The 17491-nt window shown below is 32.0% G+C and carries 16 protein-coding genes, 1 tRNA gene and 1 rRNA gene; 5 read left to right on the forward strand and 13 right to left on the reverse strand.

Features of this window, described 5'->3' with window-relative positions:
* The 4 genes from HDR40_RS09915 to HDR40_RS03105 all read right to left on the reverse strand — a co-directional run.
* A partial coding sequence (locus HDR40_RS09915) for a helix-turn-helix domain-containing protein (RefSeq protein WP_365936777.1) occupies positions 1-68 on the reverse strand: 68 nt, incomplete at its 3' end.
* Between the two features lie 268 nt (positions 69-336).
* Positions 337-1581: a nucleoside transporter C-terminal domain-containing protein gene (locus HDR40_RS03095; RefSeq protein ID WP_290626406.1), complete on the reverse strand. Its 1245-nt coding sequence runs from the start codon at positions 1579-1581 to the stop codon at positions 337-339.
* A gap of 195 nt (positions 1582-1776) precedes the next feature.
* Positions 1777-2595, reverse strand: coding sequence for a hypothetical protein (locus tag HDR40_RS03100; protein ID WP_290626408.1), 819 nt, complete (start codon positions 2593-2595; stop codon positions 1777-1779).
* A gap of 284 nt (positions 2596-2879) precedes the next feature.
* Positions 2880-3458 carry a histidine phosphatase family protein gene (locus tag HDR40_RS03105; RefSeq protein WP_290626410.1) on the reverse strand — a complete coding sequence of 193 codons (579 nt, stop codon included), beginning with the start codon at positions 3456-3458 and terminating at the stop codon, positions 2880-2882.
* Between the two features lie 379 nt (positions 3459-3837).
* On the opposite strand from HDR40_RS03105, the gene psiE reads away from it, so the two are divergent.
* Positions 3838-4251: a phosphate-starvation-inducible protein PsiE gene (gene psiE, locus HDR40_RS03110; protein ID WP_290626412.1), complete on the forward strand. Its 414-nt coding sequence runs from the start codon at positions 3838-3840 to the stop codon at positions 4249-4251.
* Here the strand turns inward: psiE and HDR40_RS03115 are convergent, their stop codons facing one another.
* Entirely contained in the window at positions 4252-4938 is a 687-nt protein-coding gene (locus HDR40_RS03115) for an NAD(P)H-dependent oxidoreductase (protein WP_290626413.1), read from the reverse strand.
* Positions 4939-5068: 130 nt separating this feature from the next.
* Positions 5069-5578, reverse strand: coding sequence for a YbhB/YbcL family Raf kinase inhibitor-like protein (locus tag HDR40_RS03120; protein WP_290626414.1), 510 nt, complete (start codon positions 5576-5578; stop codon positions 5069-5071).
* Positions 5579-5763: 185 nt separating this feature from the next.
* On the opposite strand from HDR40_RS03120, the gene HDR40_RS03125 reads away from it, so the two are divergent.
* The gene (locus tag HDR40_RS03125) at positions 5764-5940 is read left to right on the forward strand and encodes a hypothetical protein (RefSeq protein ID WP_290626415.1); all 177 of its coding nucleotides are present in this window, start codon (positions 5764-5766) and stop codon (positions 5938-5940) included.
* A gap of 271 nt (positions 5941-6211) precedes the next feature.
* Here the strand turns inward: HDR40_RS03125 and HDR40_RS03130 are convergent, their stop codons facing one another.
* The 4 genes from HDR40_RS03130 to HDR40_RS03145 form a co-directional block, all read right to left on the reverse strand.
* Entirely contained in the window at positions 6212-7423 is a 1212-nt protein-coding gene (locus HDR40_RS03130) for an MFS transporter (RefSeq protein WP_290626416.1), read from the reverse strand.
* 374 nt (positions 7424-7797) lie between these two features.
* Positions 7798-7870, reverse strand: a tRNA-Thr gene (locus tag HDR40_RS03135).
* 50 nt (positions 7871-7920) lie between these two features.
* Positions 7921-9252: an FAD-containing oxidoreductase gene (locus HDR40_RS03140; protein ID WP_290626418.1), complete on the reverse strand. Its 1332-nt coding sequence runs from the start codon at positions 9250-9252 to the stop codon at positions 7921-7923.
* Positions 9253-9344: 92 nt separating this feature from the next.
* Positions 9345-10103, reverse strand: a complete 759-nt coding sequence (locus HDR40_RS03145) for an NADPH-dependent oxidoreductase (RefSeq protein ID WP_290626420.1) — start codon at positions 10101-10103, stop codon at positions 9345-9347.
* A 245-nt stretch (positions 10104-10348) separates the two neighbouring features.
* Here HDR40_RS03145 and galE point away from each other — a divergent pair, with 245 nt between their 5' ends.
* Both galE and HDR40_RS03155 read left to right on the forward strand, forming a co-directional pair.
* Positions 10349-11341: a UDP-glucose 4-epimerase GalE gene (gene galE, locus HDR40_RS03150; RefSeq protein WP_290626422.1), complete on the forward strand. Its 993-nt coding sequence runs from the start codon at positions 10349-10351 to the stop codon at positions 11339-11341.
* A gap of 139 nt (positions 11342-11480) precedes the next feature.
* Positions 11481-11885, forward strand: coding sequence for a hypothetical protein (locus HDR40_RS03155; protein ID WP_290626427.1), 405 nt, complete (start codon positions 11481-11483; stop codon positions 11883-11885).
* 47 nt (positions 11886-11932) lie between these two features.
* Here HDR40_RS03155 and HDR40_RS03160 read toward each other — a convergent pair whose 3' ends face one another.
* The gene (locus tag HDR40_RS03160; protein ID WP_290626428.1) at positions 11933-12886 is read right to left on the reverse strand and encodes a Gfo/Idh/MocA family oxidoreductase; all 954 of its coding nucleotides are present in this window, start codon (positions 12884-12886) and stop codon (positions 11933-11935) included.
* A 94-nt stretch (positions 12887-12980) separates the two neighbouring features.
* Positions 12981-15587 (reverse strand): bifunctional acetaldehyde-CoA/alcohol dehydrogenase, encoded by a 2607-nt coding sequence (gene adhE / locus HDR40_RS03165; protein WP_290626424.1) that lies wholly within the window; start codon positions 15585-15587, stop codon positions 12981-12983.
* Positions 15588-15909: 322 nt separating this feature from the next.
* On the opposite strand from adhE, the gene HDR40_RS03170 reads away from it, so the two are divergent.
* The gene (locus HDR40_RS03170; protein WP_290626425.1) at positions 15910-17283 is read left to right on the forward strand and encodes an amino acid permease; all 1374 of its coding nucleotides are present in this window, start codon (positions 15910-15912) and stop codon (positions 17281-17283) included.
* Positions 17284-17381: 98 nt separating this feature from the next.
* On the opposite strand, the gene rrf is transcribed toward HDR40_RS03170, so the two are convergent.
* A 5S ribosomal RNA gene (rrf, locus tag HDR40_RS03175) occupies positions 17382-17491 on the reverse strand; the annotation flags it as partial.

Below are 17491 nucleotides of genomic sequence, written 5' to 3' on the forward strand. Positions count from 1 at the left end.
AACATTTGGGCTAACTTATCTTTTTGAACTTGATTGGGATAGAGTCTTAATTTAATTCCAGCTAACATTTTTTCACCTCCTCGTCGCAAAAATTATAGCAAATTCAAAAATATACTAAAATAGAAAATCACTGCAAAAGCTGGTTTCATCTCGGCAATGAATTACCGAGTTTTCACCAGCTCGTAATATTATAAAAGCCATTTAAAAGTTACGCTATATATAAATTAAAAATTAATACTAAAAAAGCCATCTGGTAATAGATGCTTCGGAATTTTATCCTAATCTCAAAGCTACTATCACTCACGATGACTTTTAATTTATCTTATTTTATTTCTTTTACCAAACAAATAAACCAATCATGGCAGCTGATAAAAGTGATACCAAAATACCAGAAATTAATAAGTAAATAACATTCTTAGAAATTAATGCATTCTTCTCTTTATTAACCATACCCTTGAAAGCTGCAATAATCATTCCCAAAGTTGAGAAGTTAGCAAAACTTGTGACAAAGGCAGTTAAAACAGCTTGATAGTGAGGAGAGAAGGTATGAACAGTCTTCGTAACCTGTCCCATCACCACAAATTCGTTAGTAACTAACTTAGTTCCCATATACTGAGCAAATTGGAAGGCATTATCAAATGGTAGTCCCATTAACCATGCAAATGGGAACATTACAATACCTAATAAATGCTCTAATGACAACCATGGATTAATCAAGCCTAAAATTTTATTAATTAATGCTGCTAAGGCAACAAAAGCAATAACATTAGCAGTAATTATTAAAATCAGCTTACCGGCACCGACAATTGAATCTCCTAAAAATGAAAAGAATGGTTCTTTTTTAGGCTTGCCATTTTTACGAATGTCACCAATTTCTTCTTCTGCAACAGCTTCTGAACTACCCATAGTAGCAATTGTGTCTTCTTCTTTAGGCACCTTAACTGGATTAAGCATAGCAGTAACAATCAATGCATTAATGACGTTAACTGGAACAGCAGTTAAAATATATTGCGCTGGCATCATTTCAGTATATGAACCAATGATCGAAGCAGTTACACAACTCATTGACATCATAGCTAGAGTCAAATTACGTTGTGCACTCATTCTTTTAAGCTGTAATTTGGAAACTGCTAAAGCTTCAGTATTACCTAAGAACATCATTTCTATAGCAAAAAATGATTCAAACTTAGGCTGTCCTGTAAGCCATGAAAGTCCTTTTCCAATCCACTTAATAATAAATGGTAAAACTCCAATATACGTTAAAATATCAAATAATGGAACAACCATTAGAATTGGCATTAATACTTGGAAAAACCAATCCATACTTTTGGCTGCAACAGCACTAGGAAAGGCAAACTTAATTCCTTCATAAGCAACTTCCATTAATTGATTAAACATGACAGCAGCACCGCTAACGATACTTCGTCCAATTGAAAAACTGGTTAAAAACCAAGCTAAGATAAGGTTGAAGACAACCATTGTGGCGATTCCACGCCAGTTAATAGCTTTTCGGTCCTTGGAACATAGCCAGCCTATTAGCAAGAAAATTACTAATCCGGCAATGTTGATGGCTAAATACACGATTTTACACCCCTAATTCGTAGAAATACTATTATAAAGACGAACAAAGATAATAACTATCTTTAATGATTAATATACTATTAAAGATAGGTAAAAGCAATCTTGTTTTATTATTAATAACAAAAAAATCGTCCTGACTCGGACGATTTTTTATATAAACTTAAATTTGAATAAGTCAAATTAGAGATACTAATCTTAGTACCAACCATTAGCTTCCCAGAAACTCTTAGCTGCTGCCCATGAACCGTAACGAGAAGTTACATAGTTATTAGCAACACGTTCTTGGTTAGCTGCTGAGTAGTCACCATTTAAGTATGAAGCAGATAATTGGTATTTACCTACATATTGACCATTTGTTGCGGTGTATGAACCACCAGACTCTTTATTAGCAATCCAAGCCTTAGCTGCTTCTTCTGAACTTGATGAGCTAGTAGAAGTAGTTGTTGTAGAAGCAGTAGTATTAGCACTGGTATTGTAACTAGTATAAGTAGTCTTAGGTGCTGAGTAACTGTATGATGAAGAGTAACTACTTGAATTGTTATTGTAGTTATAATTTGCACTATTATTAGTAGTACTGTAATTGTAATTTGAGTTTGAGTTTGAACTTGATGATTGTGATGAACTAGTTGAAGTAGTCTTAGTGCTTGAACTAGTTGATGCACTATATGAAGTTACAGTGTGGTAACCAGCTACAGTGTTTGAAGCCTTAACCCACTGATTTTTACCTAAATCGTACCATCTTTGACCGTATGCATCGTTAGTTGCATCAATAACTTTCCATGAAGTTGCATGATTTAAAAGTTGACCAGTTGCTGGTGAGTAATCAGAAGCACCACTTCTAACTGCTACACTAGTTGCTGAAATAGTAACAACTGAAGGATCTGCAGAAGTTACAGCAGCTTGAGCCTTGTTGTTATTCATATTTGCTACAGTAAGACCAGTTGCTGCAATACCTGCAGCCATAAAAGTTTTAGTTAGGACAGATTTAAAATTGATGGATTTAGAATTCTTCAAAATAAAAGTCTCCTTTAAAAAATAAATCGAATTCTGAAACAAGATATTTGTTTATAATTTAAATTTTGTTTTGCTCTTGTTCCAATTGACAAGCTATATATTACCGGCTCAATATTGCACACAAGTAACACAAACGCGTTTTAACATTAAGGAATTGCGCCATTTTGTTACATTGCTGTAATATTTCTTTTTTTTTGTTACATTGCTGTAATAATGTAATTTTGCTGTGAAAAGTCGTATAGAAAAAAAGAATTCCAATGCTATACATGGAATCCATTTTACTTTTATTGAACATTTTTTGCTGGCCAAATATAATCTAGCAATTTTATTTCATCTTCTTCAACACTTAATTTTGCTATTGCACAGTTCTTAAACTTCTCAAAGTGAAGGCCATTATTATGTTTTCTTACATATTGCCCTAGCATATCTCCATGCCCTACAATAATTGCACTCTCTCCCTCATTCATTTTCGAAAGAATATAATTTATAGCTTTCTCCATTCTTGCTACTACCTTGGCATCAGGTTCAATCGATGGATCAGCTTCTCTTTTTAATCCTCTATTCCAAGGCAAAGTATATTCATCTTGTCCTTCATAAATACCATAATATTTTTCACGCAAATCTTTTAAGCGTTCATACTTCATTTGATAATTAGTCACAATTTCTAAAGTATCACTTGCACGTTCTTGGGTAGAACAAAATGCTTTATCAAAATAAATACCATTTTTTTGCAGGTAATCCCGTGCGGCTTCAGCTTGTTTAATTCCTAAATCAGTTAAAGGCGAATCTACTCTTCCTTGAGTTTTATGACGTAAGTTGAATAGAGTTTGTCCATGACGAACAAGATAAATAATTTTTGCCATCTTATAGTTCTCCTTAAATTTAAAAATGTACTTTATCATGATACCTTGAATGAAGTTACAACAAAAGCTGCTTTTTAGTTATCTAATATTGAACAAAAATTTGCACACTTTCCACAATGTGCTATATTTAAATTTGCACACTTTCCACAATGTGCTATATTTAAGGTAGATTTTCATAAAAAGTGAGGAATAACTATGACTAAATACAGCGTTGAATTAAGTGAAGCAGATTTACAAATGATTAAGGATTGTCATTCAAAGAATCCTTCAATCATGGAAGCAATGAACACAGCTAAAAAAGTAGAAGATTAATTTTCTACTTAAAAAGGAACCTGACAGTTTTCAGATTCCTTTTTTCTTTATACGAAAGGCTTTAAAAGTGAAAAAATTCAATAAACTTACCGTTAAAACAGCAAAAATATTTCAGGCTATTCTTGTAATTGCAATGTCTTTATTGGGTATAGTCTTAGTTTTATTACTATTTCGCGAATTTCTTCCTATTATTCAACACCTAATATCCCCTTCAATTTCAAAAAGTAACGTCGAGATTCTTGACGAACTAATCGTATTCTTTCTATTCTTTGAATTTATTGCCATGATTGTCTCCGCACTAAGAAATCACGGCCACATGAGTATTAACTTTTTAATGGAACTCGGTATAACGGCTCTTCTTCGAAGTTTGATAACTGCCCATGCCAGTGCTATAGAAACACTAGGAAGCGCAGCAGCTATTTTAATTCTTATTATCGGGATGGTAATTTTCAATCGATGCTACTATAGAAAGAAAAAATAACTAAAATCGCTTCGCTTTATCAACCGCTTCTTTAAGTCCTGTCTTTAAAATTACTGGGCGCTTTTTTGAATAAGCATCCGCACCTTCAACATAAATTTGATCTATATCGTTTATACCATAAAACTTTAACATATTTTGCAAGTATAATGATCCCAAATCCATTACAGCACAACTGTCCTTACTAGAAATATGAAAAGCTTTTTTAACAAAAAATTTGACTACTCCCCATTTTCCACCTTTATGGTAGACGCTTCCTGATGCTTGAATATGAATTGCTTTCTTATTTTTCAATAAGCCAACTGAACCCTTTGGCGTATATTTAAAAGTCTTTCTAGCAATCGCAGTCAAATCAAGATATTGTTTCATTTCAGCTGGTAGAAAATGATTATACATGGGATTAATAAAAACATATTTATCTGCATTAATAAATTCATCCAACCATTCATTATGACGTTCAATCATTTTACTTTCTTGTACAGTAAGTGTTTGACCATTTTTTTGCTTTTTCCAAGCTGCCATTGTGACATCATTTAAGGGTGGTACGCCTTCTTTATCATATAAATCTCTCAAAATAATCGTATCATTAGGGTTATTCTTTTTATATTCTTCAATAAATTTATTCCCTACAGTAAGTGATAAACTGTTATCAATATGTGGATGTGCCTGAATAATTAAAACTTTACTCATATAAATTCTCCTTTTTGTTGCTTATCAACATTATATATAGCATAATAATTCATCTTTTGTTGCCTGTCAACATTATTCGAAATAAAAAAAGAAGCCTATAAAAATATATAGAATTCTTTTCTAGACTTTTTTATTTTTCTGCTGTTGCAGGTAAAATTACATTTTGTTTTTCTAAAACATGCCCTTCAATTTTTTCTAAAAAATCATTGAGGTAATATCCATCTTCTAACTCTAAAGTATTGTCTAAAGCATAGATAGTTAGTTCATAATCATGAATACCTATTGGAGGCTGTGGACCAGTGTATCCAATTTGAGGACCAGAATTTTCTGGTAAAAATCTGCTACAGTTACTGTTAGATCCTTGCACAAAATCAAACGGTTTCTTTCTACTGGCATCTGATGGAATTTTATCAATTACTGGAATATTAGCAGCTAACCAATGAATCCAAACAAATCCACATACTGGAACAGAGTCAAAATCTTTAAAATAAATTGCTAAGCTCTTTGTACCTGAAGGTACATCTTTAATAGAAATAGGAAATGATTTCGCCGGTTTTCCATTAATTCTATCTGCATCAGTTGCAAATTTAGTATATTCATCAGCCAAAAAACCATTCACTAAAGGAACTTGAATTTGCATATTATTACTTTCTTTCTAATTACTTTACATTAATTCTACTAATTTTTGTGCATTAAGTCCAAACTTCAATTCCTATCCGTAAATAGTAATACTATATTTTTATTTTTTTGTATACATTTGGATAAAAAAGCACTATAATGTAAACATATTTAATGAAAAGATGTTTACAAAAGAAGGCTCTCATTATGAAAATTTCAACTATAGTTATTTCAATCATAGTTCTTATCGCTACCATTGCACTAGTTAGTGTTAGTCTAGATGGTAACAAGTTATTTGATGTTACAGGTGCCAGTTTAGTCTACTTTGCTGGAGCAGCTTGTTACTTTCTTTACAATTACACATGGGCCAAAAAAGCTAAATAACGAAAAAAGCATTGTTTTAAAACAATGCTTTTTATACTCCACAAACTTTAACGACGACGATTAATATGTTCAGTTTGTAATTTTCTCGATGGTTTACTGGTAACTACAAGCAACATCCCTACAATTACTCCAACACCTAAAATATCCATAAGCATATCAACATGCCTCCATAATAACTATTATTTATGTACACAAATCCACTTCTCAAAGTCATAAATAATTATAATTTATCCACTTACTTTTTGCAAGTATTATTAGTTAGTGATAATTATTATCTTTTTTTAATTTTATTCTTATGTTTTTTATTTATTAATAGTTTTCTGTTTAAAACTAGAATAGCCACGAAAAAAATTAAACCTAATATTGCTAATACTATCCAAGCCATTCCTAGGCCATAACGATCTGCCAAATAACCATTCAAACCTAATACTATTACAGTAACTCCAGCCTCAACTGCATTATAAATCGATACTACAGTAGCTCGCGTTGTTTCATTGTTTATAGCCTTCTGAAAATATACACTTTGAGCAGTTCCTTCTAATGATCCAAAAAGTACATTTATTAAAAATATCACTAATGAGATCAAGTAATACTGCTTAAATAGAGAGGTGGCTATGATAGTTAATGCCATCATAACGGTGGAAACAATAAATATCTTCCACTCGCTTTTTATTTTATTAATCAAGCGACGATATACATATGAAGCTAACATCCCCATAATTCCCATTAATACTACAATATAACCTGTCATTATTTTCTTTCCGTGTTGAAAAAACAACTGCCATTGATCCAATGGAGCTACAGAAATCATAATGACGGGTACGAAAATTATAATTAGTTTCAAGGCATTAAAGTCATTTTGCTTAATAGTTTTAAAATCATTTATAATATCAAACTTAGGCCGCTGAACATCCTTATTACTTTTATCATATTTAATCAAAAATAATGACAGAAGACCACTAATAATAAATAATACAGCACCCATAATTATCGGCAAATTGAGACTAATATTAGCCAAAATATTCGCTCCTAAAAAACCTACTAACATATTTAATGGACTAGTAATTATTCCTAAAGTTGAATAGATATGATTTAAACTATCCATGTCATTCTCGGACTTAGCCCGATTTGATATCCAAGATGTCAATGTACCTGACTGTAGAGAATCACCTAAAGCTGTAAAAATCCCACTCAATACTAAAACAAATAAACTTTTAGAGCTCAACGCTAAAATTATTAAACCAAGAGCTCTAATAAAACCAGAAATGCTTAAAGTCCTTAAATATCCAACATGATCAGCTATATAACCTGAAGGAATTTCAGTAAAAAATGTAATTATCCAAAAAATAGATAAAAATAAATTTATTTGACCATAACTATAACCAACTTTATGCATAAAAATATAAATGGTTCCATCCCATATTACTACAGCAATAGTTGTTAATATTGACAAGATGTAGTATATATTTTTATATTTTTTCATTCTGTAATCCCCATTTTAAAATTTAAAAGATAGTGCTTAAAATGGCATCAATCAACTAATTAGGACAAAGTAATTCCTTTTATATCTAGATTCTTAATAACTCTAATTTAATATTTATAAGTATCTTGTGCCGATTTTATTATATTTGATAAATTAAAATACTACCGTTTAAAATTATTATTATAAATTAACTTTTTATTTACTTTTTAATACTACATTAATAAAAATAGCATTTCAATACAATATTAAATAAGTATATAAACCAGCTTTCATCATTTCCGTATACAATATTCAATTTTATATAAAAAATAACCTTTACTTATCTGCGCAAATCGCTGATAAATAAAGGTTAATTAATTTAAGTATATTATTTATGCCGAGTGCCAGGATCGAACTGGCGACCTCTTCTTTACGAGGGAAGCGCTCTACCAACTGAGCTAACTCGGCATCCCCTGAACGGTACTATTATACCAAAGGGAATATTTAAAAGTAAAGCACTACTTAAATAAGTCATTAAATGCTTCACTCATTGTAGGGTGAGTATAAATTTGATCACGCAATACAGTATAAGGAATTTTTGCATTCATAGCTAAAGCAATCATATTAATTAGTTCGTAAGATTCAATGCCATACAAAGTTGCTCCTAAAATTTGATTATTATCTGGATCAACTAAAGCTTTAAAAATACCTCTAGGATCTTTAGCTACTCTAGCCTTAGGAATAGCAGCTACTGGCAATTTAAATAATTTATAATTAATATTTTTCTTCTTAGCTTCCTTTTCAGTTAGACCGACTTCAGACAAAGCTGGATCAATAAATACACTATAAGGCACAATGATTCTATCATTTAAATTTCGTTGTCCTTCTCCAAACAACTCATCCTTGATAATTCTAAAATCATCTAAAGAAATATAGGTAAATTGCAGACCACCTTTTACATCCCCAATTGCCCATACGTTACTTACAGTAGTATGTAAATGATTATCTACTTCAATTGCTCCTCGATCAGAAAGCTTAATATCAGTATTTTCTAAACCTAGATTTTCAGTATTGGGTCTTCTACCAGTTGCCGCTAAGATTCGATCACCATTAACAGTATATTCTTCACCATTTTTACTATAAACAACTGTTGCATAGTCGTCGTGATCGACAATTTTTTCAATGTCGACTCCTAATTCAAACTTCACGCCTAAATCTTCTAGGTCTTTCTTAACCATTTGACTTATATCATCATCTTCACGAGGAATAAATTCACTATTATGATCAAGAACTGTAACTTTAGAACCGTATTTAGCAAACATTGCCGCAAATTCTAAGCCAATGTAACCCGCACCAATAATTACCAGTTCCTTAGGGAGAGCTTTTTGATCCATAGCTTGAGTAGAATCAAGTAAAAATTTACTGTCTTTCAATTCTGGAATAGGTAAAATTACTGGAAGCGCACCTGTATTAATAAAGATACGATCCCCTTCAAATTCTTCCTTTGTTCCATCTGGTAAAGCTACTGTAATTTGATGGTTTGAAATAAATTTTGCAGTTCCATCTAAAACTGTAACTGTTTCTTCATCAGCTAACATATGGTAATTTTTATTTCTTAATAATGCAGTCATTTCATTTTTACCATTTACTGCATCAACATAATCCATACCATTGCCAGCTTCAATAATCAAACGTTTAGAAGGTAAGCAAGCAATATTAATGCAAGTTCCACCATACATTTGGTTAGATTTTTCAATAACTAAAACTTCTTCACCCTTTTGAGCTAAAAATTTTGCTAAAGTTTTTCCACCTTTACCAAAACCAATGATTATATTCTTTACCTTTTTCATAAATTTGCCCTCCATTTAAGATAATTTTATAATATTACCTTACTTTAAATAAGTAAAGAAATTTGCTTATGAAAAGTCTATTAAAAAGTTTTTTACTTCCAATCTAAACATAACTCTTGATCATGAAGTTCTTGAGGAACTTGGTCACGGTCAGTTTCGTGATTATCTAATTTTTCCCCACTAATTTGCTTAGTAAACGAGTCTACTCGACGATTACTATCACGTAAATCGTAATAAGTTGTTACAATTTTATCGTAATCAGCTAAATCTTTAACATCAAAGTTTTTATTATAGTTTTCTTCAAAGCAAGTAAACTTCAAAGGTAATCTTGGCTTAAGTTGTGGTTCTTGATTAGGTACACCAACTTGAAGTCCTAATACTGGGAAAGTTAATTTTGGTAAGTCAAGAACTTTCAACATTTCAAGTGGATGATCATTTACTGTACCCAGTGTTACACATCCCAAACCCATACTTTCAACTGCATTTGCCATATTCTGAAAAGCTAGCAAAGTATCTTCCATTGCTTGGAAAAAAATATCTGTCGTATGTACACGACCATCATCTTTTCCCAATTGTTTTCTAATTTGTTGGTTACGATACAGATCGACAATAAAGATAAACAAGTCCCCTTCGGCTCCAACATACTCTTGATTGCAAAGTTCCCGAATCTTAGCACGTTTCTTTTCATCAGTAATATGCAGAATAGAAAAATTCTGCATAAACATGCTGGTTGGAGTATGTTGAGCTACTGTATATAAAGTTTCAAGTTGTTCTTTATTCAAAGTTTGATTTTTAAAAGATCTAATTGAACGGTGATTAATTTGAGTATCAATAGTTTCGTTATGAATCATAAGACTACCTTTCTTTTTGTTAGTAACTTTAGTTTAATCCTTATTTCATATTCTACAAACATTTTTTAAACAAATACATTGGGTCATTATCTTTCAGTACGAAAATTTTTAAGTTTTCAAATGCAGCATCAAGAACCTGCTTTAATCCAACATTCCTACTAATCAAATAAGAATATCCATCTCTAATTATGATAGAATAAGCATGAAAACGAATTAAAACTATTTCTTATAAAGGAGCATACATTATGCGTGTTTTAGTTATTGGTGGGGCGGGTTATATCGGCTCCCATGCTGTTAGAAAATTGATTGAAGATGGCAATGACGTGGTTGTTTTAGATTCTTTATATACCGGTCATAAAAAAGCTGTTGACCCTAAAGCTAAATTTTATCAAGGTGACATTGAAGATACTTTCTTGGTAAGCAAAGTTTTACGTGATGAAAAAATTGATGCCGTCATGCACTTTGCAGCGTATTCATTAGTTGGAGAATCTGTAAAAGACCCTCTTAAATATTACGATAATAACGTTTCTGGAATGATCTCGTTGTTAAAGGCTATGAACGACGTTGGAGTTAAATACTTAGTCTTCTCCTCAAGTGCTGCAACTTACGGTATTCCAGAAAAATTACCAATCACAGAAGACACACCATTAAATCCAATCAACCCATATGGTGAAACCAAAATGATGATGGAAAAAATTATGAACTGGGCTGACAAAGCAAATGGTATAAAGTCAATTGCTTTACGTTATTTCAATGTTGCAGGTGCTTCAAGCGATGGCACAATTGGTGAAGACCACGGTCCCGAAACTCATTTAATTCCAAATATTTTAAAAAGTGCTATTTCTGGCGATGGTAATTTCACTATCTTTGGTAATGATTACAATACTAAGGATGGTACTAATGTTCGAGACTATGTACAAGTTGAAGATTTAATTGATGCTCATATTTTAGCCCTTCAACACGTAATGAAGACCAATAAATCTGATGTATTTAACTTAGGTACAGCACAGGGTTATTCAAACTTAGAAATTTTACAAGCTGCTAAAGAAGTTACTGGGATCGATATTCCTTATACTATTGGACCAGGACGTGGTGGAGATCCTGATAGCTTGGTAGCAGACTCAACTAAAGCACGTAAAATTTTAGGTTGGAGTCCAAAGTACGAAAACGTCAACGACGTGATTGCAACTGCTTGGAAATGGCATCAAAACCATCCTAAGGGTTATGCAGACAAATAATATATTTTTACCTAAAAAGAAAATATAGTAATATCTATTTTCTTTTTTTATTTATAAGCGTTTTATTTGATTTTACTTATTATAAGAACTACACTGTAGGAGTACTAGGTTTAAGATTAGTTTTAGGAGGTAACCTATTATAGTAGATTACGCAAAAAGACAATTAAAAGCTTTAGATAGAATCTCTAAGAAGATTGCTGACGCAGAAAGTCACTTAACTAAGATTGAAGATTCTGAACCTGACAAGCGTCACCGCACCGCTCAACACGAAACTATCAAGGATATTAAGTCAATTTTAAAGCACGCTAAGAAAGTTAGCGAAGACAACGCTAAGATTGAAGATAAAGCTGACGAAGAACATTATGTTTATGTTGACGATGAAGCTAAAGTTATTGCCGACCTTAAGTCAGAATTCAAAGAATTAGACGAAAAACTTGATGCTCTTTCTAACGAAGATGGTTACGATATCAAGCGCTATAGAGAAGAACATCATTCACTAGAAAAAGCTAAGAAGATTTTAGCCGAAGCTGGTAAATTAAACTAACAGTAGTTATCAAAAAAGATAGACTCTTAACAAAGAGCCTATCTTTTTTATTTGCGCGCAGCCTCTAAAATTTCTAATACTGTTAATGAGTGAGTAAATGCCTCATCAGCTGCAGCTTTATCCTTTTCTCTAATCATTCGGCTAAATTCAACAAATTCAGCTACCATTCGATCGTTATTTAGCTTAATATATTTTGGTACTTCACCTTTTATATCAAGCTCAATTTCATTTAATTGCCCGAGTGAACCTTTAATCTTAAGAGTACCTTTCTCGCCTTCAATATAACTCCACTGATCAGTAACATAAGAATCTTTAGCTGCAATGGAACTAACTTGCATTTGAGGATAAGAAAGAATTAATGTGCCTGAGGTATCTACTTTCTTTTGAATTACAGAAAAATACTTTACATATGTCGGCTTTCCAAATAATCCTACCGCTAGATGAATATTATAAATCCCAAGATCCATTAAAGCTCCACCATCCTTCTTATAATCGAAAACTGGTTCAATAACATCTTGCAAGAACTTATCATAACGACTCGAGTATTGAGTATAATTAAGTACAACTTGATGTACGGGTCCAATAGTCTTTAAATTTTCTTTTAAATAGCTAAAATTAGCCAAATAAATATTAGTAATTGCCTCAACTAAAATGACTTTTTTTTCATCAGCAATCTTTTTTAATTCCTTAGCTTGTTCTACTGTTTCTACAAATGGCTTTTCACAAATCACATTATTTCCTGCAAGTAATGCATTTTTTGCTACCTCATAATGTAAATTATTTGGCACACCTACATATACAGTATTTACTTCATTGTTTTTATATAACTTTTCATTATCAGTGTAAGTGTATTTAATTCCATATTTTTCACTTAATTCCTGGCCGATATGCTTACTATGCTCTGTTGTAGAAATAGCTGTTAAATTTAAGTCAGGAATTTGATTAGAAATTTTTAAAAAGTCGTTAACTATCATACCAGACCCAATAATTCCTAAATTAATCATAGTTTCCTCCTTATAATTGTAATCGTTTTCTTTTATTATACAAAAAAGTAGGAAGAATATTCACTTCTTCCTACTTTTTAATTTACCTAATTTAATCTTTTTCAATTTCGGTACCGTTATAAGTTTGTTGGACTAATCTAATAATTTCACTAACTAATAATCGTGATGGATTAGTTCCAATATTTTGATTTTTATAAGCTTCAAGTGCTAAATCTTTGACTATTGCATTAAATTCAACTTCCTTAACACCATTGAATTTTAAGCCAGGTTTTATACCAACTTTATGAGACAAACTAACGATTTCTTTAATTAGTTCATTAATCAATTCTTCATTACTATTGCCCTTTAAATTTAAAGCTTGAGCAATTTCAATATAATCTTTATCTGCTCGATAAACAGAATAACGTGGACATAACGCAAGTTTTTCTGGGCGCTTAGAATTAAATTTTATTACATATGGTATTAAAGTTGCATCAATTAAACCGACAGGAATATTAAAACTCTTTTCCTCTGTTTGAGCAATTGCTTCCCCAACCCCTAAGAAAGCATTAGCAGAAGCCATTCCCGCTAAAGTAGCGGCATTCTGCATTCGAACGCGTGCTAAGTAATCCCCATTATAAGCTTTTTCTAAATTATTAAAGACTAGCTTAATAGCTTTCATTGACCATGCGCGAGTAAAGTCAGTTGCCATAGTGGATACATAACTTTCAAGTGCATGAGATAAAGTTTCAAAGCCATATAATGCAATTGATTTTTGTGGCAATTTTTCAACAAATTGATTATCGAGAATTACAATATCAGGAATCAATGAATCAGAGCAAATAGTATCTCTAACATTATCTTTTGAATTTGTAATAATTGAAAACGGCGATACTTCTGAACCAGTAGAAGTTGTTGGAATAGCAATTAATTTTATTTTATTATTTTCAGGGAAAACAACAGTTCTTTTGCTCCCATCCATAAATTTTTGCGTTGCTTTTTCAAAAGTCATTTGAGGATTTTCATAAAAGAGCCGCATTGCCTTAGACGCATTCATTACTGAATCATCACCCAAAGCTATTATTGCATCTGGTTTAAAAGCATTCATTCGCTGAATACCTTCTCTAATAATATCTGTAGTAGGACTCGAAGATATATTATTAAAGACTTCATAGTAGTATCCCATACGGCGTTGTCCAAGGATATTAATAATCTTATCTGTCCAACTTGCTCCTAATTCTTCATTAGTTACAATGAAGAATTTTTTAATATCAGGTAATTGTTGGAGGGAGTTAATAGCGTTATGTTCAAAATAAATTTGACCAGGTACTTTTATAGACTGAACATTATTACGTCGCATTCCGACAGTCTTAATATTCAGTAAATCCATAGCGCCAATATTATGGGAAAAAGTATTAGCTCCATAAGAGCCTGTGCCTAAGGTAAGAGATGGCAACATATTGTTATACAAATCACCTACTCCACCAACTGAAGCAGGTGAATTTACTAAAATACGACATGCATCCATTTTCATTGAAAAATCTTCAATAACTTCTGTATCTTGTGAATGAATACCTGCGGTATGTCCTCGACCACCGTAATTTAAAAGATCCGTACAAATCTTATAAGCCTCTTCATGACTATTAGACTTATACAAAGTAAACACTGGAGATAATTTTTCAGCCGAAAGTGGGAATTCTTTACCTACACCTTTATATTCAGCAATAATAACTTTTATATCTTTAGGAATATCAACATCACAAAGTTTGGCAATTTGATAAGCTGAACGGCCTGCGATGGGACCTGCCACAGTTCCACGCTTTGGATCAATAAATTTTTGTTCAAATTTTTTCACTTCATCAGGAGTTAAAAAATAACATTTCCATTTTCTAAATTCTTCTTTAACTTCCTCATAGATTTCTTTATCAACTACCACTGAATTTTCTGAAGAACAAATCATCCCATTATCAAATGTCTTAGACAGTACAATATCATTCACTGCTTCAAGTATATCAGCCGTCTTTTCAATATAAGTAGGACCATTTCCTGGACCCACCCCAATAGCTGGTTTTCCCGATGAATATGCAGCTTTAACCATACCGGGACCCCCCGTAGCTAAAATAGTTTGAACATTTTGATGATTCATTAACTTACTAGTAGCCTCAAGGCTAGGCTGTTCTATCCATTGAATTGCATTCATAGGCGCCCCTGCAGCAACAGCAGCAGCACGAATAATCTCAGCAGTTTTAACACAAGATTTTTGGGCCTGGGGATGAAATCCAAAAATAATAGCATTTCTGGTTTTTAATGCTAGGAGTGATTTAAATATTACAGTTGAAGTTGGATTAGTAACTGGAGTTACACCAGCAATTACTCCTTTAGGCTCAGCAATCTTTATTAAATCATTTTGCCTATCTTCTTTAATTACTCCTACTGTTTTTTGATTACGTAAACTATTCCAAATATTTTCACTGGCGAACATATTTTTGATAGCTTTATCTTCAACAATACCTCTTCCAGTTTCTTCCACCGCCATTTCAGCTAATCCGTAACTATTTTGTTCAGCTGCACTAGCTACTGCTTCACATATTTTATCCACTTGTTCCTGACTAAAATTTGCCATTTCATTCAAAGCTTGGTGTGCTTTCTTTACGTAACTATTAATCATTTTGTCAGTATCTATATTTTTTGGCTTTTCTACTTTATTACCTTGCACCATATATGTGCCTCCTACCAAGCAATTCTCTGATCATTTTTGTCAAAGTAAGTATATCTCCTTTACCACGACTTGTAAATTACTTTGTTAAGTTTTTCTCAAATTCACAAATGGACATACTCCATGTATGATATACAATCATTGAGATATAGCACTTTATATAGGTAGATGTTGAGAAATATTTCACAAATTATAAACTTGTATTATATCTTAATCTATTAATTAAATAAACAAATTTAGAAAAAAATATTAAAGAATATACAGTTTACATAGCGTTATGGCAAAACTGTGTTAAAATTTTAGTAGCTTAAGAAAGGAGAATAGAATGAAAAAAGAAAACTCTACTTCCTCTGATTCTGGGAATAAAATGAAGCGGAGTTTGACTAATACACATGTTCAACTGATTGCTCTAGGTGGAACCATTGGTACCGGACTTTTCTTAGGAGTTGGAAGTAGCATTAACCAAGCCGGACCTTCTGTTATCTTAATCTATATTTTAGTAGGTATCTTTTTATTTCTCTTAATGCGTGCACTAGGAGAAATGATACTCTCAGATTTAAACAAAAATACTTATATTGACTTTATTACTCAATATATGGGTAAAAATATAGGATTTGTGACTGGATATCTTTATTGGTTTAGCTGGTTAACTTTAGCAATGGCCGAAACCACAGCTTTAGGAATATATTTCCAATACTGGTGGCCTCATCTTCCAACTTGGTTACCCGGAATTATTACCATAATTGTTCTTTTAGGAATCAATTTAATTTCTGCGCGTGTATTTGGTAACTTAGAGTTTAGTTTTGCAATCATTAAAATAATTACTATTATTGCCTTTGTAATTATGATTTTTTACTTAATGTTTACAGGACATTCTACTAAATATGGCGCAGTTGGTTGGTCTAACTTTATTACTGATGGAGGCTTTTTTGCCCGCGGACCAAAAGGATTCCTACTTGGTTTTCAAATGGTAATCTTTAGTTTTATCGGAGTTGAACTTATTGGATTAACAGCAGCTGAAGCACAAAATCCTAAAAATACAATTGTTAAAGCAATTAATCAGCTGCCTGTTAGAATTATTTTGTTTTATGTATTAGCAATTATCGCTATATTACTAGCTATTCCATGGGAAAAAGTTTCTACTAATAGCTCACCTTTCGTTCAAGCACTAGGTGCTACAGGTATAAGAAACGCAGGATCAATTATAAATTTTGTTGTAATTAGTGCTGCGGTATCTTCTACAAATAGTTTCATTTATAGTGCTGGACGTTTACTATTTTCAATAAATTATGGTGGTAAAAGTAAATTTAGTAAAACTTTTGGTAAATTAAATAGACGTCAATTACCACAAAACTCATTGATTTTTTCAGCGTGTATGATCGGAATTGGCCTAATTTTAACACTTATCATGCAGGATGCTTTTAACTTTATTTCAGCTACTGCAACTAGCATGTTTTTAATTATTTGGTCAATTATGGTATTGACTCATATGAAATTTAGAAAAGTAACACCTGCTGATAAACTTCCAGATTATAAAATGCCTCTATATCCTTGGCTTGATATTTTAGATTTGATGTTTTTTGTTACTATGATAATTGTATTATTAGCATTTGAGAAATATCGAGTTCCAATGATCAGCGCCTTGTTTATCTTTGTATTTTTAATCTGTTTAACAAAATTTATTAGAGAAAAAAGCTAATAATACAAAAAGAGACCTTTAATTAAAAAGGTCTCTTTTTTCAAATATTAATCCAATAAACACACAAAAAAAGAGGACAAAGGTCCTCTCTCCATTAAGCACGGCGACTACCTAACCTTGCAGGCAGTTTCCCACCAACTACTTTCGGCGTTAAGAAGCTTAACTACTGTGTTCGGCATGGGAACAGGTGTTTCCTTCTTGCTATCGC

It is taken from the genome of Lactobacillus sp., assembly GCF_014803895.1.